Raw genomic sequence first — 26,307 nt, 5'->3', positions numbered from 1 at the left:
TCCGGCCGTATATCATCGGAGAATGAGCGGATATTGCAGTAATCGTTTTGGAATTATGGTGCCCAGTAAAGCTGTACGGCTTGTTTCGCATGGGCAAAAACAGCGCGCACGGGCATCAGATTAATATCTGCTTCGCTGAAATCACTGGCTAATGCTTCTTCCAGAACAGCCAGTTTCTTCTGCCCTTCAATATGCAGGATCAGCAGATCGGCATTTGCAATCACCGGCAGGGTAAGGGTCAGACGCGGTTCGCCTGCACCTTCAGCCTGCATTGGCAGCACAACGGCACGGGTTGTCGGATCAATGGCCTGATCCAGCCTGCTGCCGCCACGGAAGAAAGAGGCGGTATGGCCGTCATTGCCCATGCCGAGCACCACGACGTCAAAGGGTTTCGGCAGTGCGTCAATGCGGTTTGCCGCAGTGACAGCAGCAACACTGGCTGTCTGGGCAGGAATATAAAGACTGACAAAAACGGCCTGCGCCGCCTTGTTTTGCAAAAGATGTTCGCGCGCCAGTTTCTCATTCGAACGGTCATTGTCCGGCGCTACAAAACGTTCATCGATAAGAGTAATCGTAACCTGTTTCCATGCCACATCCTGCATGGAGAGCGCCTCAAACAATTGTACCGGCGTTGTACCGCCGGATACAGCGAGTACGGCCTGTCCTTTGGCCGCGACTGCTTTATTCAGTTGATCCGCGATTGTTCCGGCTAATTGCAGTGCCAAAGCGGATGGCTCTGCAAAATCATGCCTTTCAATATTGGTTATGTCAGTCTCCATCAGTGTTTCTGCGCCTTTACACCCCTATGTGGGGTGTGGCGCAGTCATTTTGTATCTTTATACAGAATACCGCCTCAGACGGTATTCATTTCCTGCCTTTTTAGCGGTGCTCCGGCCTCAATTTTTATTACGGTTATTGTATCCCATTCTCCTCAGAGACTGTCATGCCCCCGTCTCGTAAGAGACAGTCATAAGCAGCATCTCTTACGAGATTGTCGTGCCCCCCAGTCTCGTAAGAGACAAATATGGGAAGAGTCTCGTCAGAGACTATCATGCCAAGTGCGGCCGTCACGCTCGATCAGGGCGATAGAACCGGAAGGCCCCCATGTGCCGGATGTATAGCCTTGAACTTTCTGTTCATTGCTTTCCCAGGCTTCCAGAATAGGGTCAATCCAGCGCCACGCGGCTTCAACCTCATCGCGGCGCATGAACAGGGTCTGGTTGCCGCGCACGACATCCATAATCAGCCGCTCATAGGCATCCGGATTGCGCTCGTCAAAAGAATCCGCAAAGCTCATATCCAGCGGAATATGACGCAGACGCATACCACCCGGACCCGGATCTTTAATCATGATCCACTGTTTCACACCTTCATCCGGCTGCAGGCGGATGACCAGCTGATTAGCAATAATCTGTCCTGCACTGCTTTCAAAAATCGAATGGGGAATAGGTTTGAACGTGACCACGATTTCTGAAACGCGTTCGGCCAGTCTTTTGCCGGTGCGCAGATAAAACGGCACATTTGCCCAACGCCAGTTGCCGATCTCGGCTTTCAGCGCGACAAAGGTTTCGGTATTGCTGGTAGTGCTTTCCAGATCATCGAGATAGGATTTAACCGGCCCGCCTGCAGAAGCGCCGGCGCGGTACTGGCCGCGTACAGTATTTTCCTGCGCATTGTCGGCAGTAATAGGTGTGAGCGAGCGCAGCACTTTAACTTTTTCATCATGCACAGCATCGGCTTCCAGTGAAGCCGGTGGCTCCATAGCGACAAGGCACAATAATTGCAGAATATGGTTCTGCACCATATCGCGCAGCGCACCGGCTGTGTCGTAATAGCCTGCACGCCCTTCAAGACCGACAGCTTCCGCAACGGTAATCTGCACATGATCAATATGGGCGGAGTTCCAAAGCGGCTCATAAAGCGCATTGGCAAAACGCAGCGCCATCAGATTTTGCACTGTTTCTTTGCCGAGATAATGGTCGATACGGAAAATCTGGTCTTCGCGGAAAACACTGCCGATCGTGTCATTGAGGACTTGCGCGGATGCCAGATCGCGGCCAATCGGCTTTTCAACAACGATGCGCGTATGATCGCTGATGAGATCATTGCTCTGCAAGCGCTGGGCAATGTCACCGAACAGGCTCGGGCTGACAGCAAGATAAAAAGCGCGGATATCCGCCGGTTTGGTCTTGATGAGCTTTTTCAGTGCAGACCAGCCCTGATCGGACTTGGCATCAACTGCCACATAGGAGATGCGCTGCAGAAACTGTTCGATCTGCGCTTCATCAATCTCGTCTTTTTTGACATGTTCATGAATGGCATTGCGGGCAAATTCACGATATTCGGCATCGCCCATTTCACTGCGGGAGGCACCGATAATACGGGTCGGTTCGCTGAACTGTCCGGCACGCTGGCGCTGGTATAAAGCGGGGATCAGTTTACGTTCGGCAAGATCGCCTGAACCGCCGAAAACGATGCAGTCAAAGGGCTCTACCGGAATTGTCTGGCTGGTCATGAACCTGTCTCTTTATTCGCTTTTTCCTGATGAGTTCAAAGAATATATCAGGATATGGAGAGAAAGTGGTGGGATTTGGTCCGGGAACGGAACGATGGTCGAAGCAGTGATTTGCATTATAATCTAGCGAAATAACAGCGTTGACAATAGTGGCTTTTTAAATCGATTTAATAAATCAATTTAAAAATGTTAATTTTACGGATAATTATGCCTGAGCAAACAGAAAACCGGCGCTTTCTCCTGCAAGATTCCCTTAAGGTCTGAAATGCTTTATGCATTGGGGTGACTGATTTGCATTGTAATGAAAGTTTCTGGAGAAGAGTATGGCACGATTGAAAGATAAAGTGGCTATTGTGACCGGCGCCGGTTCTGGCTTTGGTGAGGCAATTGCCCGTCGTTTTGCGCTGGAGGGCGCGAAAGTAACCGTTGCCGATATTAATCCGAAACGCGCCAATGATGTTGCAAGTTCAATCGGAAAAAATGCTGTGCCGCTTGCTGTGGATGTATCGCGGAAAGATGATGTTGAACGGCTGGTCGGGGTGACGCTGCAACAATTCGGCCGTCTTGATATTATGGTCAATAATGCCGGTTTTGCTTATAAAAACATGCTGCTGACTGATGTGCCGGAAGATAGTTTTGATCTGATTACAGCTGTGAATATGAAAGCGCTGTATCTGTCCACGCTGGCAGTTGTGCCGGTGATGCGTAAGCTGGGCGGCGGCGCGATTATCAATACGGCATCCATCGGTGCACAGCATCCGCGTAAAGGTCTGACCTGGTATAATGCATCCAAAGGCTGGGTGATGAGCGCGACGAAATCCATGGCGCTGGAACTGGCCGATGATAAAATCCGCGTCAATGCAATTTGCCCAGTGGAGAGTGAAACCGAAACGCTGAAACTGATCCTCGGTCAGGATACGCCGGAAGCCCGCGAAGCGCTCAAAGCTTCCATTCCGCTTGGCCGTTTCTCTAAGCCGGATGATATTGCCAATGCCGCTCTGTGGCTGGCGAGTGATGAAGCTGCATTTGTCACCGGTACATCTGTTGATGTGGATGGCGGCTACAGCCTGTAAAATAAAAACAGCCCGCCGGTTATGTGTAACCGGCGGGCTGTGGTGATTGATTAGTTGTTTATATGCGATCCATCATGGCAAACCATGAGAGCGCAAGGAAAAGCAGCGGTGCACGGAATGTGCGGCCGCCCGGAAATGCCGGTACTTTCAGCATTTCAAACTGGCGCAGGCGTTCGCGATTGCCGGTCACCGTCTCGGCATAGAGTTTACCCATAAAATTGGCGAGCATCACGCCATGGCCGGAATAACCGCCTGCGCTGATGACATTGGGCATAACCTCGCGCACAAAAGGCTGACGCGGCATCGTAATGCCAACCGAGCCACCCCAGCTATGCGTGATCTCAATATCTTGGAGCTGCGGATAGATTTCCGTGATCTGGCGGCGGATATGGGTGGTAATATCGCGCGGATTATCGGCCGTATAGGCTTCGCGTCCGCCAAATAGCAGCCGCCCGTCTTTGGAACGACGGAAATAACGCACCACAAAACGGGAGTCGTCGACGGATTCACCACCCGGTAAAACGCGGCATGTATCATCCAGTGGCACAGTCGCGCCGATAAACGAGCGGATCGGCATCACATGGGCTGCGCTGACCGGTTCCAGATTGCCGCCATAGGCGTTGACTGCGATCAGGGCCTTTTCCGCATTGATGATGCCGCGTGCGGTTTTGACGATCACACGGCCATTGGATGAAGTAATACCGGTGGCTTTGCTGTTCTCATAGAGTTTTGCGCCTGCCTGAGAGGCGGTTTTCGCCAGACCGATCAATAATTTGAGCGGATGGATATGGCCGGTGCCGCTGTCATAGGTGCCGCCGAAATAGCGTTTTGAACCGAGTTTTTCGGCAACCTCATCGCGCTCCATATAGCGCAGATGCGGATAGTTGAAGCGCGAGGCCATAATTTCGCTATGGGCTTTATATTGTTTGTCATAGCGCTGTTTATGCGTCACAGACATGTGCCCCTGCACATATTCCATGTCGATATTATGCTGTACGGCAAAGCTTAAAAGGTGATGTTTGGCTTCTTCTGCCAGATCAAAAAGCGCTTTGGCATGGTCGAAACCATATTGCTTTTCCAGATCTTCCGCCCCACAACGCTGGCCGGTATTCAGCTGTCCGCCATTGCGGCCTGATGCACCGTCACCGAAGCGCGCTTCATCAAGCAACACGACTTTAATACCCTGAACCGCCAGATGATAGGCGGCAGACAGGCCGGTATAGCCGCCGCCGATAATCACGACATCCGTCTGGACTGATCCGTCAAATTCGGGATAGCGTGGTCGTTCACTGATACTTGCCTCATACCATGACAGTCCTGGAGAAATCGGGCTCTGATAATGCTGTGACTGCTGCATTGGGTGCCTTGAGCTGGTGCTGTATGTCGGAGAGCAGAAAATTTATGACGTATATTTCGGCAGAAATTGTTCCGGCACATTGATTAAAAGCAACGTGCCGGAAGGAATATTATACGTTGAGCAGCAGATATTCCCGCTCCCACGGGCTGATCACTTCCATGAAAGTCTCAAACTCTGCGCGTTTGATCGCGGCATAGGTGGTAGCAAAACTTTCACCGAGCAGAGCTTTCAGTTCCGCATCTTCATCAAACAAGTTGACTGCCTCGATCAGACCGCGCGGCAGTTCCACCTCATTACGGTTGACAGATGTAGCAACAGGTGCATCCGGCATGATCTTGTTTTTCAGTCCGATCAGGCCACAGGCAAGCGAAGCTGCCAGCGCCAGATAAGGATTGGCATCGGAAGACGGAATGCGGTTTTCCACACGTCGTGCTTGCGGGTCTGAACGCGGCACGCGCAGGGCGGTGGTGCGATTATCATAGCCCCATTTGACATTGACCGGCGCAGAAGCGTCCGGTGTCAGGCGACGATAGGAATTCACATAAGGCGCAAACATCACCAAAGCATTCGGCACATGTTTCTGCATGCCGCCGATGAAGTGATAAAATGCTTCGCTCTCGGTGCCGTCTTCATTGCTGAAGATATTTTTGCCGGTCTTTTTATCGACAATAGACTGGTGAATATGCATGGCAGAACCCGGCTGACCCTGAATAGGTTTGGCCATGAAAGTCGCATACATATCATGTTTGAGCGCGGCTTCACGGATGGTGCGCTTGAACATGAAAGCCTGATCGGCCAGTTCAATCGGATCACCGTGGCGCAGGTTGATTTCCAGCTGACCGGCACCTTCTTCGTGGATCAGCGTATCAATCTCCAGCCCCTGCGCTTCGGAGAAATGATAAATATCATCGATCAGTTCGTCGAATTCGTTGACACCGGCAATGGAATAGCCCTGACCGCCGCCAATAGCGCGACCTGAGCGACCAACCGGCGGAGTGAGCGGGTAATCAGGATCGGGATTTTTGCGTACCAGATAGAATTCGATTTCCGGCGCTACAACAGGCTTGAGGCCGAGTTTGGCATATTCATCGACCACACGCTTCAGCACATTGCGCGGGGTAAACTCTGCTACGCGGCCGTCCTGATAAACGAGGTCGCACAGAACCTGCGCGGTCGGATCAGATTCCCACGGTACAACGGTGAGGGTTGAGAGATCGGCGACAAGGCGCAAATCGCCGTCATCCTCCGGATAAACGAAGCCGTGACCATCATCCGGATAGTCGCCGGAAATCGTGACCATGAAGACAGCAGATGGCAGAGCCAGTGTGGAATTGGAGATGAACTTCTTGGACGGCATCATCTTGCCGCGGGCAACACCCGCCTGATCGGGCGTGATACACTCAATATCTTCAATGTCACGCCATGCCAGCCATTCAGAAGCTTCTTTCCAGTTTTTGACGCCGCGCAGCGACTTGACATAGGCTGGTGTGCCGCGACGTACAGTTTTGCGCGGTTTTTTCTTCTCAGTAGGTGTGACAGGCATTAATCACCGGATAGCTGTTTACGTTAAGGTCACTATAGCTTCTCATGTGACCTTTAACAAACAGAGTAGCATTTGTGTGCGTAAGCGTAAGTCCTGTTGTCAAAAATATTTTTTGGCGGGAGTTGTTGAAAGTGATGGTTTTTGAAATACGCAGGCTGCCCGGAAATACCTTGGAGAATTTGAGGATAATGCAAGGTAATCAGTCATGATATCAGAGCAGCCTGCGATTGTGCGGCCCCATTCATGTCTGATCTAAAATCACCTGACATGGCTGCAAATGGCAATTTTCTGTGCTTCGGTACTCACGTACTCTTTGTACGCTCCGTTCCGATGCTCGCAAACCACCATTTTCGCTCATGCCAGCCGCTTTTTGATTTAGACACTTAAAAATACCACCCTGAGGAAATGCGGGAAGGGTGGTTGGGGGGGTGGAGCCGAACCTGAGAAATCTGGGTGCTGCCCTGCCGCCTTAAAACGGCAGGGCAATAGGAGGATGCTTAGGAAAACTGTAAAGTTTAACTTCGGGTCACAACAACCGGTGTCAGCAGATCACTTCACTGGCCTTCGCCGTCCCGCATTGCCGCAGGCATGCAATTTAAAAGAGCATGGTGGCGAAGGCTGCAGAGTTTAACTGCGGGTTACAACAACCGGTGTCAGCAGATCACCCCACTGGCCTTCGCCATCCCGCATTGCCGCAGGCATGCAATTAAAAAAGAGCATGGTGGCGAAGGCTGCAGAGTTTAACTGCGGGTTACAACAACTGGTGTCAGCAGATCACCCCACTGGCCTTCGCCACCATGATGGCGGGCGGAGCGCACCAGCTCAACGGATACGCCTGCATCAACGGCTTTCATAACAGCGTGGTTGAGGCGGTGAAGATCATTGGCCAGCATGCGGATTGCAGCCTTCTGGTCTTCTGTCATAGCCGAAGCTTGTTCTTCGGCCCGTTCTTTAACCTGTGGTTTGGTCATCATGGTCTTTATCCTTGGGTTATAGTCAGGTCGTGAGCTGAAGTTGCGTTTGAGGTGAATATCCGTAGCCGGAAGGTTGCCATAAGGCTGGGTGAAGGAGAGAAACCGGCTACGGATGGCTGTTATGCAGAGTTGACTGGAGTCCGGCTCTGCTGATCCGTCTTCTGCTTATTCGGCAGCAGGGCGGAACTGGTCATGTTCGGTCGATTCACTCATGGCCGTTGTCGAAGACTGGCCGCCGGTGATCGCCATGGAAACGGCATCGAAATAACCGGTGCCGACTTCGCGTTGGTGCTTGGTTGCAGTGTAGCCATTGGCTTCTGCTGCAAATTCTGCTTCCTGCAATTCCGAATAGGCCGCCATCTGACGATCTTTGTAGCCGCGCGCCAGTTCGAACATGCCGAAATTGAGCTGGTGGAAACCGGCCAGCGTGATGAACTGGAACTTGTAGCCCATTGCACCCAGCTCACGCTGGAATTTGGCAATCGTGGCATCGTCGAGATTCTTCTTCCAGTTGAACGACGGCGAGCAGTTATAGGCCAGCAGCTTGCCCGGATGGGCTTTATGCACGCCCTCGGCAAATTTACGCGCCTGTTCCAGATCCGGTTTCGAAGTTTCGCACCAGATCAGATCGCAATGCGGTGCATAGGCCACAGCGCGGGCAATACATGGCTCAAGACCGTTCTTCACATGGTAGAAACCTTCAACGGTACGACCCTTGTCATAATCAACAAATGGCTGATCACGTTCATCAATATCCGAGGTCAGCAGCTTGGCGGCTTCCGCATCGGTACGGGCGATAACCAGTGTCGGCGTACCCATAATGTCAGCGGCAAGACGCGCGGCATTCAGATTGCGGATATGAGCCGCGGTCGGGATCAGAACCTTGCCGCCGAGATGGCCGCATTTCTTTTCCGAAGCCAGCTGATCTTCAAAGTGAACACCGGCAGCACCAGCCTCAATGAAAGCCTTCATGATTTCAAAAGCATTCAGCGGGCCGCCGAAACCTGCTTCAGCATCGGCAACAATCGGCGCAAACCATGTGTCTACGGACAGGCCTTTACCTTCTGCGGTTTCAATCTGGTCAGCGCGCTGCAAAGTGCGGTTGATGCGCTTTGCCAGTTCCGGTGCCGCATTGGCCGGATAGAGTGACTGATCCGGATACATTGCGGAGGCGGTGTTCGCGTCGGCTGCAACCTGCCAGCCGGAGAGATAAATGGCCTGCAAGCCTGCGCGAACCATCTGCATCGCCTGATTGCCGGAGAGGGCGCCCAGTGCATTGACGAAGTTTTCCTCATGAATGAGTTTCCACAGGCGGTTGGCGCCCATTTCGGCCAGACTGTAGCGGATTTCAACCGAACCGCGCAGGCGCTTTACATCTTCAGCAGTATGCGAGCGCTGCAAGCCGTCAAAGCGGCCTTTTGGTGCGGATGGAACCAGATTGTAAAAATCAGTCATGATCAGATATCCTGTAAAACTGTGTCATCAGATTTTGAGTTGAATGCTTGTTTTGTCTGTGACCAGATTTACAGATGCTGCATATATTGGCGAGAAAAATGCGCAATAACAGCATTTTATTCGGGTTATGCTGTGTGTGTTTTGACAATGTGGGCTTGTAAATTTGTAAGTTTTGTAAAATTGACAAATCGTAAGAATTAGTCACATTCTTTACAGATCGGATAAATCCGGTTGTTTCTTGGAGGGGGCAGACCTGTGGCAGAACGTAAAATATTTGCCGGTGCGCGTATTCGGCGTATCCGCAATGAGCGGGCGCTGACACAGGTTGCGATGGCCGAGGATTTGGGTATCTCGCCATCCTATCTCAATCTGATTGAGCGCAATCAGCGACCGTTAACGGTACAGCTGCTGCTGAAACTGGCCTCGGTCTATAAAGTTGATCTGGATCAGTTACAGGAAGAAACCGGCTCGGTGCTGGCCGGATTAAAAGAAGTGTTTTCCGAGCCGCTTCTGGCCGGTGAACTGCCGGGCGATCAGGAGCTGATTGATATTTGCGAGGCCGCGCCAAACGCAGCTGCGGGCGTACTGAAATTATTCCGCGCCTATCGTGAGCAGCAAAAGCGTCTCACAGACCTGTCCGATATGATGGTGCGGGAGGGCAAAGCACTGAGCCTTGCGCCGACACGCCTGCCATTAGATGAAGTGCGTGAAGTGCTGGCGCGCAAGCCGCATTATTTCGAGCGGATTGAGGCGGAGGCCGACAGTTTTAACCGCCTGCTGAAATCGGAAGACGGGCTGGCTGTTGCACTGAAACAATGGCTGAAACGTGAGCAGTCGATTACCGTGCGTACATTGCCCGCCGCGACTATGCCGAACTGGCGTCGGCGTTATGACCGCCACTCATTGCGGTTGTTTATCTCCGAGCGTTTGTCGATCTTTGACCAGACACGCGAGATTGCCATGGAAGCTGCTTCTATCCGTATGCAGGTGGTGATCGGTGCAGAGCTGGAAGATTTGAAGCTGAGCTCTGCGGAGGCAAAGCGCATCGCGCGGTTTGAACTGCTGCGTTATGCGGCGCATGCGTTGATGATGCCCTATACGCCGTTTCGTGAAGCGGCACAGCGTGCAAAATATGACATTGATGTCTTGCGCGCGCGTTTCAACGTGTCTTTTGAGCAGGTGGCTTGCCGTCTGACCAGTCTGCAAAAGCAAGGCGCTTCCGGTATCGCTTTCTTCTTGCAGGAGATCGATCAGGCCGGAAACCGCTTGCGACATTTCGGGGCGCAGGGTTTTCCGCAGGCGCGTTTTGGCGGTGCCTGTCCGAAGTTGCAAGTTTACAATGCTTTTTCCCATCCGCAGCAATATCTGGCGGAGCAGGTGGAACTGCCGGATAAAACGCAATATCTGACCATCAGCCGCACGGTTGAAGGGCCGCAAACAGGCTTTGGCGAACAGCCGCGCCGGACAGCGCTGATGCTGGGTTGTGATGCATCTGCGGCGCAGGATACGGTCTATGCTGCTTATCTGGCGGGCATGTCTTCCGGCTCGGCTGTCAGTCCGGTTGGTACGGCCTGTCGTTTATGTGAGAGGCAGGCTTGCCTTGCCCGTGCCGAACCGCCGCTCACCCGCCCGCTGGCGCTGGATGAAATGGTGTCGGGTTTCTCTGCCTATGACTTCCAGTAAGAGGACTTAAGAGCGGGGGAGATTCGGGCATTTTGTCTGTCATGGTTTCTGTGTGGCATATCTTTGAAAGATAAGGCTTATATCCCCGTTCTTCGGCACCCGTTCTGACCGGGTAAAATACCCCTTTGTGCGCCCTGAAGGACACACAAAGTTTAAAATTGTGTTCATTAAATTCAAATAATCGGCGCTATGCGGTTTAAGCGTCATCTTTCCGTTGACGAAAGCAAATTAATCTCAAAAGGTAACGGAGAATGCACATTGAAGGGCAATGTGTGAGGATGATTTGGCTTGCAAGGCTTTTGCCCCATAAAGCTTTCTGGACGGAGTGACTGATGAAGATCAAAGCCCATTTGCTTTCATATGTTTCTGCCAGCTGTGTGGCACTTGCCGCGCTGCTGCCTGTTCTGCCGGCTGCTGCGCAGGAGCGCGTGCTGAACATCTATAACTGGTCTGATTATATTGATGATTCCATCCTGAAAGATTTCACCAAGGAAACCGGCATTAAAGTCGTTTACGACGTGTATGATTCCAACGAAATCCTTGAGACAAAATTGCTGGCCGGTGGCAGCGGTTATGACATTGTTGTGCCTTCCGCTGAATTTATGGGCCGTCAGATTCCGGCAGGCGTTTTCCAGAAACTGGATAAAGACAAACTGCCGAACCTGAAAAATATGTGGGACGAGATCACCAAACGCACCGTCGCTTATGATCCGGGCAATGAATATTCGGTCAACTATATGTGGGGCACCACAGGGATCGGTTACAACAAAGCCAAGATCAAGGAAGCGCTTGGTGTTGACGAAATCGATAGCTGGGATGTGCTGTTCAAGCCTGAAAATTCGGCAAAGCTGAAAGATTGCGGTATTTACCTGCTGGATTCAGGCAGTGAAATGCTGCGTCCGGCGCTGCATTATCTGGGCTTTGATACCAATAACCCAACCGCTGAAAGCTTCGCCAAGGCCGAAGAACTTTACTTAAGCATCCGTCCGAATATCCGTAAATTCCATTCGTCTGAATATATTAATGCGCTGGCCAATGGCGATATCTGCATGGCTGTCGGCTATTCGGGTGATATTTTTCAGGCACGTGACCGTGCGGAAGAAGCCAAAAACGGCGTGGAAATCGGCTATTCCATTCCGAAAGAGGGCGCTCTGATGTGGTTTGACCAGATGGCCATTCCGGCAGATGCCAAACATGTTGAAGAAGCGCATGAATTTATCAATTATATCATGCGTCCTGAAGTGATCGCCAAGGCTTCGGACTATGTGTTCTACGCCAATGGCAACAAGGCTTCGCAGGAATTCATCGACAAGGAACTGCTGAATGATCCGGCGGTTTATCCGAGTGAAGAAGTGATGAAACAGCTCTTCGTTCCGATGCCTTACCCGCCGAAAATCAACCAGATGGCAACCCGCACCTGGACCAAGATTGTGACAGGGCACTAAGCAGATCAGGGAACAAACGGGGCAAATGCCCCGTTTGTTTTACGGCTGTAACAAGCACACAAGCCGGATGCACAGGTTTCCGGAATTTTATCCGCGACATTTCAAATATGTTTAAGGCTTACAAGACCCGCAATATGAGGGGAACAGCATGAAATCTTTTGGTAGTTTCCGCCGCAAGTTCTCACCCTGGAACGATCCGGCAGCCAAGCCCTATATTTCATTCGAAAACATCGTCAAAAAATTCGACGATGTGACGGTGATTGATGATCTGTCGCTGAATATTTTCAACCGCGAGTTTTTTGCGCTGTTGGGCGCATCGGGCAGCGGTAAATCCACTTTGATGCGTATGCTGGCGGGTTTTGAAGAGCCGACTTCCGGTCGTATCATGCTGGACGGGCAGGATATGCGCGGCATTCCTCCCTATAAACGTCCTGTGAATATGATGTTCCAGTCCTATGCTTTGTTCCCGCATATGACTGTTGAGCAGAATATTGCTTTTGGTCTGAAACAGGACGGCATGGCCAAATCGGAAATGGCAGATCGTGTGAACGATATGCTGAAACTGGTGAAGCTGGAGAAATATGCCAAGCGCAAGCCGCATCAGCTTTCCGGCGGTCAGCGCCAGCGTGTGGCTCTGGCGCGCGCTGTGGCTAAACGCCCGAAAGTACTGTTGCTGGATGAGCCGCTGGGCGCGCTGGATAAGAAACTGCGCGAAGAAACCCAGTTCGAGCTGATGGATTTGCAGATGAATCTCGGCCTGACCTTCCTGATTGTTACCCATGATCAGGAAGAGGCGATGACCATGGCTGACCGTATCGCTGTGCTGGATAAAGGCCAGATCATGCAGGTGGCGACACCGGCTGAGGTCTATGAGGCGCCGAGCAGCAAGTTTGTGGCCGACTTTATCGGCAATATTAACATTATCGAGGGCGAGGTCAGCCGTTTTGCCAATGGCGAAGCGGATATTGACAGTCCGGCAAACAATGTCGCCATCCGTACCAAAACCGGTAAAGATCTGCATGCCGGTCAGAAGGTCTGGTATGCGATCCGCCCTGAGAAAATAACCATCAGCCGCGAGAAGCCGGAGGATGCGTCGATCAATGCCTTGCAGGGTGAACTCTGGGATATCGCCTATTTCGGCGATATGAACGTGTTCCATGTGCGTCTGCCGAATGGCCGCACCATCAAGGCCTCCAGCATGAACTCCGTGCGCCGCACTGAAGATCCGCTGGGTTATGATGAACAGGTCTGGGTGTCGTTTGAAGATGATGCCGGTATGGTTCTGGTTGCCTGATCACCTAAAGCGCATTCCGAAAAATGTGAGCGGTTTTCGGACAAAATGCGCGTCATTAGAGCGCCGTGCGCCCGATAGGCGCACAAAGGTCGCTCTAACACTTTAAAACTAGAGCATAATTTCATCTAAAACTGTTTCAAGTTTAAGGAATTATGCTCTAAAGAATTGAGGGGTAGTCCATGCAAAAATTAATTGCAGCTATTGCTTCCAGAGCGGTGATCGCCGTGCCTTATATCTGGCTCGGTCTGTTTTTCCTGATCCCGTTCTTCATTGTTTTCAAAATTTCTCTGTCGCAGGTGGCGATGGCGATACCGGCCTATGATCCGCGCTTTTTCTGGAGTGACGGGCTCAGTGTCATCTGGCAGAAAATCCAGCAATTTTCTTTTGAAAATTATATCTGGCTGACGCAGGATTCGCTCTATTACAAGGCCTATTTGTCGAGCGTGAAGATTGCTGCCGTTTCGACTTTTCTGGCGCTGCTGATCGGTTTTCCGCTGGCCTATGGCATGGCTCGCGCGCCGCTGACACTACGCCCGACCTTGCTGATGCTGGTGATCCTGCCATTCTGGACATCATTCCTCATTCGCGTTTATGCGTGGATTGCGATCCTGAAACCGGAAGGCCTGCTCAACCAGTTTCTGATGTCGCTGAATATTATCGATACGCCGCTGACGATCCTGAATACGGATACCGCGATTTATATCGGTATCGTCTATTCCTATCTGCCTTTTATGGTGCTGCCGATCTATTCCGCATTGGAAAAGATGGACTATTCGCTGATTGAAGCGGCACAGGATCTTGGCTGCACACCGCTGAAAGCCTTCTGGAAAATTACATTCCCGCTGGCTTTGCCGGGTGTGATTGCCGGATCGATGCTGGTTTTCATTCCGGCAATCGGTGAGTTCGTGATCCCTGATTTGCTTGGTGGTTCCAGCACATTGATGATTGGTAAGACCCTGTGGAGCGAGTTCTTCTCCAACCGTGACTGGCCGGTATCGGCTGCCGTGGCAGTGGTATTGCTGATTATTCTGGTTATTCCGATTGTGCTGTTCCAGAAAATGCAGACCCGTGCCGAGGGGAGTGGCAAATAATGAACACAACATCCTGGTCACGTTTTAACATTGTCTCGGTGGTGCTGGGCTTTGCCTTTCTCTATCTGCCGATTGTGCTGCTGGTGATTTATTCCTTCAATGAATCGCGTCTGGTAACTGTCTGGTCGGGTTTCTCGGTCAAATGGTATGTCGAGCTTTTCAACAATCAGGGGCTTAAAGATGCTGCATGGGTAACCCTGCGAGTCGGTGTCTTGTCGGCCACGATTGCCACGGTGCTTGGCACTCTGGGTGCTCTGGCTTTGACCCGCTATACGCGCTTTCGCGGCCGTACTCTGTTCTCCGGCATGATTTATGCGCCGCTGGTAATGCCGGAGGTGATTACCGGCCTGTCCTTGCTGTTGCTGTTTGTGGCTGTCGGTTTTGACCGCGGCTTCTGGACAGTGACACTGGCGCATATCACCTTTGCCATGTGTTTTGTGGCGGTGGTTGTGCAGTCGCGTCTGGTAAGTTTCGATCGCTCGCTGGAAGAAGCGGCGATGGATCTCGGTGCGCCGCCGGTGACAACTTTTATGAAAATCACCCTGCCGATTATTCTGCCTGCGGTAGTTTCCGGCTGGATGCTGGCCTTTACTTTGTCGCTGGATGATTTGGTAATTGCGAGCTTCACTTCGGGGCCGGGTGCTACAACACTGCCGATGAAAATCTACAGTCAGGTGCGTCTCGGCGTAACACCGGAGATCAATGCGGTTTGTACATTGCTGATCGGTCTGGTGGCTACCGGCGTGATTATCGCTTCGGTCGTCAATAAGCGCCGCGTGGTACAGCGCCAGCGTGATGAACAGGCAGCCTTCCGCCTCGGCTGATCTTTTCCTATAATGCGAATTTAAAAGCCGGTGCATCATGGGATGCACCGGCTTTTTGTTTATTTCGATGGTGAGATAAACGGTCTGTCCCATGAGCCGCCGACAAAGAAATGCAGATTTTCTGCCGGTGGGACGAGCGGCTCTGTTACCGTCAGTTCTGTGGTTTCCGGTGTAGCAACAGGAGCAGGCGGCGTTGCTTCACCACTATCTGCCGGTGTATCCGCGGCTTCTTTTGCCGGTTGCGGCAGCGTCAGTGTGCCGGACAGTGCCAGACTGCGGTCGGTCAGCGGGATGATGCCGGTCAGCGATAAAGCGCCCTGCATGGTCTCGGCTTTGGTGGTTTCCAGTGTGGCTACCCCATCGCCAAGCGAGGCTTTGACATCGAGGCGCTTGAAATCAAGGCTGACTTTGTCACGGCGTTGCAGGGCAAAGAAGCCCTCACTTTTCATTTTGGCAATGAAATCATTGAGGTCAAAGCCCAGCATCCGACCATTATTTAGCGTGAAACTGATTTGCCCGCGTGCATTGCGCAACATGCTTTGCAGGCTTTGCGGTGAGGTTTCGGCTGTCACAGAGAGATTGCCCTGACCGCTCAAAATCGGATCGCTCAAACCGAGAGCCGTCAGAAATGCAGCACTGTCAATATTGGCCGCGTTGAGGCGAACACCGATATTGTCCTGCCCGTCTTCGGTCTGGGACAGTTTGATACTGGTCTGGATGGAGCCTTTAAAGGCTTTGGCATCGCCAATATCGAAGATTGCCTGACCATCGCGAATTTGCAAAGCAGCAGCAAGGCCGGTCATCTGCGCAGCGCCGATACTGGCATTCTGTGCAGAGAGGCGAATATCCAGATCGGCGCTGTTCAGCAGCCGTGTGTCAATCATGCGTGGCGGAGCATAACGATAGCCACCGTAATTCTTTGCCTCTTCATCCTCACTGACTTTTGTGACAAGTGTGGTCACGGTGTGAAAGAAAGAAACGGCATTTAGAGTCTGGAAAGCCAGAGTTCCGGTCACCACTGGCCGCTGTTTGCCGAAGCCGATTTCCGCAGCACCTTTGGCCGGCATATTGTTGAGGTTGAGCACAATATCGGATAATTTAATACGCAGCGGCGTGGCGCTGACATTGGTCTCGATGCTGAAAGCATCATCTGCCGTAGCACGCAGAGAATAGCTGGCATCGGATGACAGACCCATCCAATGCAGGCTTTCGCTGAGCGACGGGCTGGACAGGCTGAACGCACCTTCCGTGAAGATGTTTTCAGAAATATTGCTGCGTCCGTCAAAGCTGATGGTCAGCGGTTTGCTGGTTATCTGTGCGCTCATCTGGCTCATGCCACGCGCCAGCAACAAAAGCGGTTGCGCAACATTCAGATTATAGTCCACGGTTTCATCATGCCAAACGGCCTTGCCTTTGACTGTTGCCGCGCTGGTTGTCTGCGGCCAGTCGATGCTGGCATTGATCTTGCTGATTTGTTCCTGACGTTCGGTGTTACGGGTTGTGAAGCCGATACTGCTGTTTTCCAGAACCAGCCTGCCGAAAGGCATGGTTTGCAACTGCTTGTCGCTTTGCTGATCGCTGTCCGTTTTACGGGCTGTCACATTGCGCGCCTGCCGGATGGCAAGACCAAGGCGACCGGAGGATGAGGCCAGCGTATTCACAAATTGCGGCAGGTCTTCCACCGGCCCACTCAGAGCGAAATGCGCATTGATGAGACGGGTTTCCGTAAAGGCAACACGCCCGAACAGGGCATCAAGCGGCGACATTTCCACTTCAATGCGTTCCGCAGCCATAAATGGGGTATTGGCGTCGCCCATTTTGCTGACAGTGACATCGCTGAGCGAAGCGCGAAAGACCGGAAAGAAACTCATGCGCGGTGGCTGACGGATTTCGACGCTGTAGCCCGTCCATGCACTGATATTCTGAGCCAGATGCAGCCGGATGGAATCGGTTGAGACAATATAAGGCAGTGCAGCCAGTGCCCCTACAAACAGCACTGCTAAAATAACGATAACAGCCAGAACGGGGCGTATCAGCTTCATTGTGTTCCGATCACGTAATAAATTACATCAGGCTGAAATGATTTACAGCATTTCCAGCAAAAGTGTGAAGCGGTTTTGCGTTGGATAATGCGTAACACAAAGAGATAGAGCGGTTCCGATTCAATATGAGCCGGAACCGCTCTGGATCTCATTCCGCGAGAACGCGGGTCGGCGGGAAAGTAATTTCCACGGTCGTACCCTGTTCCGGTGCAGATTCAATGGAGAATTGCGCGCGATTTGCCTCCACCATAGCTTTCGTCAGAGGCAGGCCAAGTCCGGTACCTTGCTGACGCCAGTCTTTGGTGTCGGGATTTTTGAGGGTTTGCGTCTGGCTATTATGATTGCTGACCTGCCGGAAAGATTTCAGCGCTTGTTCCAGCTCGCTCTGGTTCATGCCGATACCGGTATCGCGCACGCGCATCACCACATGGCCTTCCGGCTCATAGCTGGTTGAAACAATCACCTGACCACCCTGACCGGTAAAGCGGATTGCATTGGACAGAAGATTGAGCGCTACCTGACGGATCGAACGGGCATCTGCCACAATGTCCGGCAAAAAGGCTGAGAAGCTGGAGCGGATAATTACGCGCTCCCGATTAGCCTGAGGTTGCATCAGCGCCACAGCTTCCGCAAGCGCATCATTAAGCGCCACGGCTTCAAATTCCAGATCAAGCGCACCGGCTTCAATTTTGGAAATATCCAGAAGATCATTGACGAGCGCCAGTACATGATTGCCTGAACGGTGAATATCACGCAGATATTCACGATAGCGGTCATTGCCGATCGGGCCGAACTTCTCTTCCGCCATCAGTTCGGAGAAACCGATAATCGCATTCAGCGGTGTGCGGATTTCATGGCTGATCCGCGCCAGAAACTCGGTTTTATGGGTTGATGCACGTTCAGCTTCCTGACGCGCTGAGGTCAGTTCCTCTTCCGCACGTTTCCACTGCGTAATATCGCGCATTACCGCGCAATAGCCTTTGGAAGCCGGCAGTTTGCCTATGGTCATAAACAGCGGGATAAAACGGCCCTGCGCTTCACGGCCGATCACTTCCCGCCCGTCATTGAGCAGGCTGGCAACGCCGTCGCCGGACAGACCGTGAATATAGTCAATTGCTGCACGCTGGCTTTCAATGGCAAAAAGAACGGCGAAGGATTTGCCTGATAATTCATTGATATCATAGCCGAATAGCGCCGCAGCAGACTGGTTGAGTGAACGGATTTTGCCGTCATGCCCGATGATAACAACACCGTCTGTCGCCGTGTCCAGAATGGATGTCAGTTCATCAATCTGGGTTTGCAATGCATGAAAATCAGGTTGCGCACGATTGTCCGCGGTTGAGCTAACCGTTCCGGCATCTTCAGTTTTTGGTTCTGCTGGCTCGGCAGACTGAAATGCCAGTTCTGATTGCAGCTGATGAACGGCATTGTCCTGCGGCGCAGTCTCTGCTGCAATGCTATCGACCAGTTTTAACCGGCTTGGCTGCTTGCTGATATCGTCGTCATTATCAGCTTTCAGCACCAGCTCCGGCAGCAGGCTCAACATCAAAGCGCGTGCACCCTGCCATGGAACCGACTGGAGATGGGCTTCAACAATCTTATGTCCGCCATCGGCGAGACACAGGATCATGCCGCTGAGATTGCTGTCGTCTGACTGGGCAAACAGCGCGTCAATGCCACCGGCATGACGCAGATCATCCAGCGAATTATAGCCGGTCATGTCAAAAAATGCCTGATTGGCAAAATGCAGCCGGTCTGCACTGTGGATCAATACCGGAACCGGCAATCCGCTCAGCACATGCAGGTCTTCATCTTCCTGCGATGCCATATCGGCCTGTGCAGGTTTTGATCCGGCTTGTTCGTGATGCTGGTTGTGGTTCGCAGGCTGTGTGTCATGCGGATAAGGGATATCTGATGCTTCAACAGGCAGCTGCGGAGCCGTAATAACCGGCTCCGCCTGCGGAAGTACGGGGGTATCTGCCGCAGTAGGCTGCTCTGTTGTTGGTGATTTTGGTGTTTTCTGGAGAACCTCACGGCGCAGACGGTCGGCTATCTCGCGAAATGCACTGCGCTCGGTTGGCGATAGGCCGTTTTCCGGACGGGCAGGGCGGATTTCCGCAATAATATTGGCCTTATCTGCGGGAAGATTCTCGCTGGCTGGCTCAGTATCCTGCTGACGCTTCTGTGAGGCGCGCAGTGCTTCCATCAGAATGATTTTTTCACTGGAAAGAGATGCGCTTTTCGCATCTTCGGTCTGGGGCGCAGGTGCATCCGGTACGACAGACCCTGATATCAGCGCCATACCAATAGCTTCGGGATCCTGTTCCGTTAAAGACGGATAGAGAACGCCAAAACCGCTGAAACCGGAAAAAGCCTTGTCGCGTGCAAAAGCAGGCAATGCAGCGAGATCAACAGGAACGCGCTGATCTGTACCCTGCACAGGCCAGAAAATTCTTTTACCAGACCATGTTTCCTGCTGCTTCAACAGGGCAGCAATAACACCGTCATTATCAAAGCCGAAAACTTTAGCCACATCGGAGAATTTACGGCCGATAATATCAGCGGCATTGTCGCCAACAATTGCTGCAAATTCCGGCGAGATTTCCGTAAAGCGGCTGTCAGCATCTACTTTCCAGATAAACCGTGCAGGAGCACTTTCTTCAGCCGCAGAAGCAGTAATCTCCGGATCGTCTTGCGTGATTTCGGTTATGTCAGCGACTGCGACAGCCTCAGTAGCATCCTGTGCAGGTGCAGTTGAAACTGCACTATCCTGCACTTTCTCAACCATAAAGAGATAAGGTGCCTGTTCATTCTGATCGTCAAGGCGGATCATCATTGCGGGCAGGGTGCTTTGGCCGGCGCGTACACGACGGCGCACAATACCATCAGCTTCATCCTGCGCTTCAACGATCAGATCAGCCAAAGTGTTGTTGTTGATGTTCAGGGCATCAAATTGCGCATCGCTGTTCAGAATGGCTCCGTCTGCCTGCACTTGCATCAGGTGATGATGCGGCAGAGACGGAATAATGTTGTTTGCTGTATTTGTTGCAGCTGTAGTCATGAGAATGACCGGCTCATTAGTATGTACAGCAGCCAGCGGTGTTACAGTGCATTGCTGCAAGGCTGAGTGCAAACCGCCGCCCAGACGCAGCATAATTGTTTTCGCACCCTCTGTGCCAAGATCGAGAGCCGAAATCTGACGCCGTGTCTGCGGGCTGAAATCTGCATTCTGTCCGATAAGTGCGGCTGCCGCATCCTCGCCAAGAAGACGGGCGCCGCTGTCATTTGCCCAGAGAACAGTTCGCAGGTCGTGCGACAGCACCAGCATGGCGTCTCCCCTTGCGAGAGCCGCACGGATGCCGGAAAGAGGGATCAGCTCCATGAAATCCAGATGCTGTTGCATATATTTAGTTCCGTACCCGACCAATAACTGATTTGATCTGTCTTAAGCTGTTGTCTGTTATCGGAAAATTTTGGTTCCGACAGAGAATTTACAGGCATTATCACCACAAAGCGGGCGGTTCTGACAAACACTTTCTTAACTATTAGTTAATGTCCCCAAGGGGCAAAGCGCTGTCTGATGAAACTTGCGGATAAAAATCTCCTGCTGCGGTTCCATCTGTCAGGGCGCATTATGGTTAATCAGTGGTAAATACAGGGTTTACATGGCATAATCATGATGAAAACATAAAAGCATCGCATTGGTTTTCCGGTTTTTCAGGCAGGCAGAATGAAATCCTGAGCAATAATCCGGTAAGGCATCATATTTTCACAAAGTTTTTTTGATATATGCTTGCAATATGCGATGATTTTACGTATCTGACCCCTATCGGCAGCCTGATTGATTCACTGCCGGATTGGTACGCGGTCGTAGCTCAGTTGGTTAGAGCGCAGGATTGTGGCTCCTGAGGTCAGTGGTTCAACTCCACTCGACCGTACCATTCCAATTGTCGAAAACACCCATAACATATTGAATTTGCTGCGCAATTTAAATTGATTGTGCTATGTGGATTGCTGTTCGTTCAGTTTGTGGCTACATATAAGGGCACAAAAGTGTGCACATACAGGTGCACAAATGCTCAAACTATGTGGTTTTTGATATGGGTCGCAGAATTGATGATAGTAGCCCTGATCGCCATTTGACGCTGATCCGAGGGATTTATTATTACAGACGGCGCGTGCCGGGCAGTGTTGCAGCGCGTGATCCGCGTGCCCCTATCGTGAAGCAGTCCTTGTTAACAACTGACCTTGTTGTTGCACGTGCTAAGCGTGATTTGCTGGAAAAGGCGGATGGGGAGCTTTGGGCTTCGCTTGTTGTCGGCGGTGATGTTGATGCAGCCAGAACAAAATATGACGCTGCCGTTAAGCGGGTTGAGGCGCTGGGCTTCACATTCCATACGGCCAAGGAAATCGCCTCTGAGCCGCTTGATGCTATTTTGAAGCGCATTGAGACACTGTTGGTGCCATCCAACCAGCAGGGCACGGTTGCATCTGCTGTTCTTGGCTCGGTTGATGAGCCTAAAGTGACTTTCTCAAAGGCTTTTCAGATATACCGCTCCCAAATTGCGGCTGATCAGTTACGCGATAAAAGCGAGGCGCAGCGGCGTAAATGGCAACAGCAGAAACAATCCGCGATTAATTACTTTATTGAAATTAATGAGGATAAGCTCATTGATGACATTACGCGTGCGGATGCATTGAAGCTGTATAATTTCTGGCTGGGGCGCATTGCGCCTGAAAAAGGTGAGGCGACACATACAGCGACAGCGGGCAATCGTATCATCGCGGATCTGCGCATTATCTATGGTCGATACTATACGCATATTGGTAAAAAAGAGCGTGAAAACCCGTTTGCGGATCTCGGCTATGTTGAAAAGAAAAAGTCTCGCCCGCCATTTACAGCAGCTTGGATCAGAAACAAAATTCTTGTGAAGGGCGCTTTGGCAGGTATGAATGATGAAGCTCGCGGGGTTGTTTTGGCATTGATTGAAACTGGTGCGCGTCCGAGTGAGATCTGCAATCTGCTGCCGGAACATATCCATGCCAACGCTGAGATACCGTATATTGAGATAACGGCGGTTGATGAGGGTGAGGGCAAACGTGAAATCAAAACTGAGTCTTCAAGGCGCTTGATACCGCTTATTGGTGTGGCGATTGACGTGTTCAAAAAGCATCCGAACGGTTTCCCACGTTACCGGCACAAAGAAACGCATATGTCGAACACATTGAATAAATATTTCAAAAACAATGGGTTGTTTCCGACTGATAAGCACAAAATTTATTCATTCAGGCATGCATTTGAGGATCGGATGAAAGAGGCCGGTCTTGATGCAGAGCTGCGACGCTCATTGATGGGACATACAATTGACCGGCCTAAATATGGTGAAGGTGGTTCACTCAAGTGGCGGCACGCTGAGTTGAGCAAGATTGAGCTGTCGTATGATAATTTAATCATTTAAATATTGAACGGTAGGTTTCTATTATTTCATTTACTTAGCCCTGACATGCACCTTTCTGATGTTAATCTAATCAGAAGGGTGCATTTTATTCGATTATACCTTCACCTTGATAGGGGTAGTCAAGATTTGATAAAGAGTATTCAAATTTTGGTGTCTCATTTGTACGCATAAAGCGTATTTTTGAGATGTTTCTTTTAAATTATTCCATCGTGCTGAGTTCCACACAGCTACATAGTATTTGTCGCCGTATTGGTCAATTTTACGGTGCCCTGTATAGGTTCCTACCTGTAGCGTCCCATACTCCCGTAGAGTAGAATTGATATCGGTAGGGCATATATATTTCTGCTCAAATTCTGGCAGCTTACCTTCTTCTTTTTTCCATTTCCGGAAGCGATCCAATACTTCACTATGTGTCGAACCTCGTAATAAATGCCATCCCATAGTCACTCCCAAATATGAAGCTCTGGTATGACGAACCGGTGGGTCGAAGGCTAGGCTGACGCGAATTTCCTTTCTACCTTTTGTGATCTGAAAGTCGGCAGGGATTGGAATTTCATAAATAGCAAAGTGGCCATGAGATAAGTCATCTTCAGTCCAGAATATAACTCGGTCATCTTCTGTGTGTAGAGCCTGTGCTATGTTCGAAACACCGTGACCGCACACCATTCGTAGCTTGTCATCGTCAAAATTGGCAATTCTTGTTTGAAGCGCCTCTGGTTTGGCAGCGGTTAGCGCCAATAGTGACCGCAGCAAGTTTGCGGAAGCGTTCGGGAATTGTTCGAGTAAAATTGCTGCCTTATAAGCCAACTGTGGGGCAGCAAAGGATGTACCAATTTGACTTGTGAAAAGATCATTTCCAATAGGTGTGTGGTTAAATGTCCAAATGCCAGTCGAAGGTTTAGCGCTGCCACCTAATAGCTTATTATTCAGACCGCTCCAAATTACGTTGCCACCTATGTCCACAAGGTCAGGTTTAATCATCTCCCTGATGCCTGGTCCAGTTCGTGTGAATGGGGAAGGTTCATCTTTCTCGCAAATTGGCATAATATCTACGAAATCAAAATCATCAGGCTCTAATCCGTTAGAGTGAGCTATTGATCCAACAGTGAGTACATTTGCTCCCGTAGCTGGTTGAAATAACCTAGAGGGTGGTTCAGCCAAATAATGAGGATACTCCTTGACTATCGTTTCACCCAGCGTGGTTCCAAGATCCTTCCTATTGCCGGACGATACTATGATGAGGATATCAAGCTCTCTTGCGAGGTTGTCTAACGCTGCTGTCCAGGGAGCGTTTTTACCGCCTGTGTAAATACTTTTAGGATCGCCAAGAGATATATTAAATATTCGTGTACCATAATTCTTATGCAATTGAGTAATGGAGTTTTCCATCAATGCCGGTAGTGAAATATCGTCAGGGAAGTGGCCCTCGTCATCTAATACTCGTGCACTAGCAATGCGAAAGCTTGTATTAAAATTGTTTAACTTAACACGAGTGGCTATATCGCCGAACGCAGCGACTGAAGCTACGGAAGTGCCATGACCATGGCTGTCTGATGGGCTTCCTGTCGGGTCGTAAGTAATAGCGCAGGCTTCAATGGGTGCCAGTAATGGGTGTCCAAAATTAACTCCGCTATCAATGATGCCAATAGTTACTGCATCAAGAGGTGGGCTTTGACCTACTTCTAATTCACCAAGATCTATAGAAGAAAGATCTTCGAATGCCAAATCAGGCTGTGGCGGCGCTTCAACTTCTAATACTTCTGGCAGATCCAACAATGCAGCAATAGCATCTGTGTTACATTTTACTCTAGCAAGTAGAATTGATGAGCCAGAATATGTACTTAATATCTGTCCTGAGTGAGCTTCAATTGCTAATCTCAGCCTATTCAAAAATAGTACTACATCGAAATCATCGGTAGGTTTGTGTAACTCAACGTCAAGTATGTAGTCTGTATTTGGAGAAAAAGATTGAGCTGATGTGTAGCCATCCGCCTGTAATTTGGGACCAATACGATCTTTTTTTTCGATTAAAGAAACTGAATTAATGGATGATATTAATCCATTATAACTGGGGTTTTTCTGCCCCGGTTTTAAATCGCCTGAATACTCTTCAACTTTGCGCTTAAATTCATTCAATGACTTATCATTGGCAAACAATACTACAGAGTTGTCCGTGTCTTCTGTCAGAACAATTAAGTCTAGTTTTCTCCATTCGTCTTCAGGTATGACTCCCTCAATGGCTATTTTAAAGATAAGAGATGGGTCTAGATCGCCGATGGAGGATAGTTCTTCAAACTTTGATAGCGTTGTTTGGATGTCTGTTTGTATGTGATTGCCATGCGTTTTATGATTTCGATCAGGTGTTACTCCAAATCCTTTAACGCGACGCTCATATGTTCCATCAAGACGTTTTAACGCCAAGTGATCGTAAAGTGCCAACTAACTTACTCCCCCGCAGTTTAAGTCTAGCTAATATTTCGGATATTCTCACGTATACTTAGGCGTCGTTGCTCATCAATGATTGCCTTATCAAATTCGGACTCTATAAGACTTTTTGAGCGTTTTAAAATAGATTGTTTAATCGCGCTGTAGCATATGCGTTCAATCTCCGAAAATGACATTCCTTCCATTTTTGAAGCGTGACGAGCAGGATCGAATTCTTTGGGGAAGTTTCGCGTTTTCATTCGTAGTGTTCGTCTGATTTGCGGTAAATCAGGACGATCAAACAGTATAGCTTCGTCGAAGCGCCGCCAAGCTGCTCTATCGATCGACGCTTCGAGATTGGTAGCAGCAATTATCAGGCTCTTGCTGTTAAATTTTTCGATCATCGTCAATAAGCTATTAACTACACGACGAATTTCATTGTGTTCGCTCGTTTCAGTACGTGTGCGGGCTAATGCGTCAAATTCATCAAGAAAAAGGACGCACGGAATTTGAGATGCCGTATCGAAAACTTTGCGAAGGTTGCTAGCTGTTTCACCAAGATATGTAGTGATGATGCCGTCTAGTCGAGCCACAAGTAATGGTAGCTTTAGCTCTGCTGCAATCACTTCTGCACATAAAGTTTTGCCGCATCCAGGAGGACCACAAAATAAAATTTTGGATCTCGGGTTCAGGCCGTGTCGACGCAGCTCTTGAGAACGTTGAAATTCATCAACCAGATTTGTTAATAAAAAAGTATTCTCGTTGCTTAGGACAAGATCTCGCGCGCTTCTTTTAGGTTCAATGAATTCAATTAACTCGTTATTTAGAGAAATAGAAGTTGCTTTTGAAATCCGATTATCTTTTGTTGTATCAAGAGCTAAGCCTGATTTTTTAGACACGCGACGTAATAAACTATGAGGAGCCTCCTTTGAAGGAGTGGAGGCCGATTGAACTGCGCTATTACCTGAAGATTTGCTGGCAAATGTTAAATTATCAATTTTCATGGCTCTAACCATTTGGACCTCTCATGTCGTCAGGCGCAGCGGATCCATTTTGAAATGGGTTGTCACTTTCGAATCGAACACGCAGAACTCAATTTTATTGGTGAATTATCGTTCAGCAGCCAAT

At 50.3% G+C, this 26,307-nt stretch carries 17 protein-coding genes and 1 tRNA gene; 8 read left to right on the top strand and 10 right to left on the bottom strand.

Annotated elements, in window-relative coordinates; translation table 11 throughout:
• Positions 1-53: 53 nt before the first annotated feature.
• Both pgl and zwf read right to left on the bottom strand, forming a co-directional pair.
• Positions 54-779, bottom strand: coding sequence for a 6-phosphogluconolactonase (gene pgl / locus JNC80_RS00255; RefSeq protein ID WP_376709125.1), 726 nt, complete (start codon positions 777-779; stop codon positions 54-56).
• 260 nt (positions 780-1,039) lie between these two features.
• Complete coding sequence (zwf, locus tag JNC80_RS00250; RefSeq protein ID WP_376709124.1) at positions 1,040-2,515, bottom strand: glucose-6-phosphate dehydrogenase; 1,476 nt, start codon at positions 2,513-2,515, stop codon at positions 1,040-1,042.
• A 323-nt stretch (positions 2,516-2,838) separates the two neighbouring features.
• On the opposite strand from zwf, the gene JNC80_RS00245 reads away from it, so the two are divergent.
• Positions 2,839-3,588 (top strand): glucose 1-dehydrogenase, encoded by a 750-nt coding sequence (locus tag JNC80_RS00245; protein ID WP_376709123.1) that lies wholly within the window; start codon positions 2,839-2,841, stop codon positions 3,586-3,588.
• Between the two features lie 58 nt (positions 3,589-3,646).
• Here the strand turns inward: JNC80_RS00245 and JNC80_RS00240 are convergent, their stop codons facing one another.
• The 4 genes from JNC80_RS00240 to aceA all read right to left on the bottom strand — a co-directional run bounded on the left by JNC80_RS00240 (position 3,647) and on the right by aceA (position 8,917).
• The gene (locus tag JNC80_RS00240; protein ID WP_376709122.1) at positions 3,647-4,945 is read right to left on the bottom strand and encodes an NAD(P)/FAD-dependent oxidoreductase; all 1,299 of its coding nucleotides are present in this window, start codon (positions 4,943-4,945) and stop codon (positions 3,647-3,649) included.
• Positions 4,946-5,054: 109 nt separating this feature from the next.
• On the bottom strand, positions 5,055-6,488 hold the full coding sequence (locus tag JNC80_RS00235; protein WP_376709121.1) for a glutamine synthetase family protein: 1,434 nt from the start codon (positions 6,486-6,488) through the stop codon (positions 5,055-5,057).
• 740 nt (positions 6,489-7,228) lie between these two features.
• Positions 7,229-7,462 (bottom strand): SMc00767 family acetate metabolism repressor, encoded by a 234-nt coding sequence (locus JNC80_RS00230; RefSeq protein ID WP_022710500.1) that lies wholly within the window; start codon positions 7,460-7,462, stop codon positions 7,229-7,231.
• Positions 7,463-7,627: 165 nt separating this feature from the next.
• Positions 7,628-8,917 (bottom strand): isocitrate lyase, encoded by a 1,290-nt coding sequence (gene aceA, locus JNC80_RS00225; protein ID WP_075654394.1) that lies wholly within the window; start codon positions 8,915-8,917, stop codon positions 7,628-7,630.
• A gap of 255 nt (positions 8,918-9,172) precedes the next feature.
• On the opposite strand from aceA, the gene JNC80_RS00220 reads away from it, so the two are divergent.
• From JNC80_RS00220 to JNC80_RS00200, 5 genes are all read left to right on the top strand, one after another.
• Positions 9,173-10,600, top strand: coding sequence for a helix-turn-helix domain-containing protein (locus JNC80_RS00220; RefSeq protein ID WP_376709120.1), 1,428 nt, complete (start codon positions 9,173-9,175; stop codon positions 10,598-10,600).
• A gap of 332 nt (positions 10,601-10,932) precedes the next feature.
• Positions 10,933-12,045 carry a polyamine ABC transporter substrate-binding protein gene (locus tag JNC80_RS00215; RefSeq protein ID WP_022710503.1) on the top strand — a complete coding sequence of 371 codons (1,113 nt, stop codon included), beginning with the start codon at positions 10,933-10,935 and terminating at the stop codon, positions 12,043-12,045.
• 148 nt (positions 12,046-12,193) lie between these two features.
• On the top strand, positions 12,194-13,339 hold the full coding sequence (locus JNC80_RS00210) for an ABC transporter ATP-binding protein (RefSeq protein WP_116086931.1): 1,146 nt from the start codon (positions 12,194-12,196) through the stop codon (positions 13,337-13,339).
• Between the two features lie 179 nt (positions 13,340-13,518).
• Positions 13,519-14,430, top strand: a complete 912-nt coding sequence (locus JNC80_RS00205; RefSeq protein WP_376709119.1) for an ABC transporter permease subunit — start codon at positions 13,519-13,521, stop codon at positions 14,428-14,430.
• A complete protein-coding gene (locus JNC80_RS00200) occupies positions 14,430-15,254 on the top strand; it encodes an ABC transporter permease (RefSeq protein ID WP_151158416.1) in 825 nt (274 codons plus the stop codon). The genes JNC80_RS00205 and JNC80_RS00200 overlap by 1 nt, the downstream gene beginning before the upstream one ends.
• Positions 15,255-15,313: 59 nt before the next feature.
• On the opposite strand, the gene JNC80_RS00195 is transcribed toward JNC80_RS00200, so the two are convergent.
• Together JNC80_RS00195 and JNC80_RS00190 are read right to left on the bottom strand one after the other, a co-directional pair.
• A complete protein-coding gene (locus JNC80_RS00195) occupies positions 15,314-17,296 on the bottom strand; it encodes an AsmA family protein (RefSeq protein ID WP_376709118.1) in 1,983 nt (660 codons plus the stop codon).
• Positions 17,297-17,444: 148 nt separating this feature from the next.
• Positions 17,445-20,699, bottom strand: coding sequence for a histidine kinase dimerization/phospho-acceptor domain-containing protein (locus JNC80_RS00190; RefSeq protein ID WP_376709117.1), 3,255 nt, complete (start codon positions 20,697-20,699; stop codon positions 17,445-17,447).
• A gap of 461 nt (positions 20,700-21,160) precedes the next feature.
• On the opposite strand from JNC80_RS00190, the gene JNC80_RS00185 reads away from it, so the two are divergent.
• Positions 21,161-21,237, top strand: a tRNA-His gene (locus JNC80_RS00185).
• Between the two features lie 159 nt (positions 21,238-21,396).
• On the top strand, positions 21,397-22,755 hold the full coding sequence (locus tag JNC80_RS00180; RefSeq protein ID WP_376709116.1) for a tyrosine-type recombinase/integrase: 1,359 nt from the start codon (positions 21,397-21,399) through the stop codon (positions 22,753-22,755).
• 93 nt (positions 22,756-22,848) lie between these two features.
• Here JNC80_RS00180 and JNC80_RS00175 read toward each other — a convergent pair whose 3' ends face one another.
• Positions 22,849-25,194 carry a S8 family peptidase gene (locus JNC80_RS00175; protein ID WP_376709115.1) on the bottom strand — a complete coding sequence of 782 codons (2,346 nt, stop codon included), beginning with the start codon at positions 25,192-25,194 and terminating at the stop codon, positions 22,849-22,851.
• Between the two features lie 26 nt (positions 25,195-25,220).
• Positions 25,221-26,183 carry an AAA family ATPase gene (locus JNC80_RS00170; RefSeq protein WP_376709114.1) on the bottom strand — a complete coding sequence of 321 codons (963 nt, stop codon included), beginning with the start codon at positions 26,181-26,183 and terminating at the stop codon, positions 25,221-25,223.
• Positions 26,184-26,307 lie beyond the last annotated feature (124 nt).

The sequence above is a fragment of the Pseudochrobactrum lubricantis genome (genome assembly GCF_041929865.1).
Lineage (GTDB): Bacteria > Pseudomonadota > Alphaproteobacteria > Rhizobiales > Rhizobiaceae > Pseudochrobactrum > Pseudochrobactrum saccharolyticum.
Note: the sequence above shows the minus strand (reverse complement) of the source record. Positions and strands in the feature narration are given on the sequence as shown.

Coding starts and splice junctions, on each gene's coding strand:
- pgl (WP_376709125.1), bottom strand. CDS start 779: ATGGAGACTGACATAACCAATATTGAAAGGCATGATTTTGCAGAGCCA.
- zwf (WP_376709124.1), bottom strand. CDS start 2,515: ATGACCAGCCAGACAATTCCGGTAGAGCCCTTTGACTGCATCGTTTTC.
- JNC80_RS00245 (WP_376709123.1), top strand. CDS start 2,839: ATGGCACGATTGAAAGATAAAGTGGCTATTGTGACCGGCGCCGGTTCT.
- JNC80_RS00240 (WP_376709122.1), bottom strand. CDS start 4,945: ATGCAGCAGTCACAGCATTATCAGAGCCCGATTTCTCCAGGACTGTCA.
- JNC80_RS00235 (WP_376709121.1), bottom strand. CDS start 6,488: ATGCCTGTCACACCTACTGAGAAGAAAAAACCGCGCAAAACTGTACGT.
- JNC80_RS00230 (WP_022710500.1), bottom strand. CDS start 7,462: ATGATGACCAAACCACAGGTTAAAGAACGGGCCGAAGAACAAGCTTCG.
- aceA (WP_075654394.1), bottom strand. CDS start 8,917: ATGACTGATTTTTACAATCTGGTTCCATCCGCACCAAAAGGCCGCTTT.
- JNC80_RS00215 (WP_022710503.1), top strand. CDS start 10,933: ATGAAGATCAAAGCCCATTTGCTTTCATATGTTTCTGCCAGCTGTGTG.
- JNC80_RS00210 (WP_116086931.1), top strand. CDS start 12,194: ATGAAATCTTTTGGTAGTTTCCGCCGCAAGTTCTCACCCTGGAACGAT.
- JNC80_RS00205 (WP_376709119.1), top strand. CDS start 13,519: ATGCAAAAATTAATTGCAGCTATTGCTTCCAGAGCGGTGATCGCCGTG.
- JNC80_RS00200 (WP_151158416.1), top strand. CDS start 14,430: ATGAACACAACATCCTGGTCACGTTTTAACATTGTCTCGGTGGTGCTG.
- JNC80_RS00195 (WP_376709118.1), bottom strand. CDS start 17,296: ATGAAGCTGATACGCCCCGTTCTGGCTGTTATCGTTATTTTAGCAGTG.
- JNC80_RS00190 (WP_376709117.1), bottom strand. CDS start 20,699: ATGCAACAGCATCTGGATTTCATGGAGCTGATCCCTCTTTCCGGCATC.
- JNC80_RS00180 (WP_376709116.1), top strand. CDS start 21,397: ATGGGTCGCAGAATTGATGATAGTAGCCCTGATCGCCATTTGACGCTG.
- JNC80_RS00170 (WP_376709114.1), bottom strand. CDS start 26,183: ATGAAAATTGATAATTTAACATTTGCCAGCAAATCTTCAGGTAATAGC.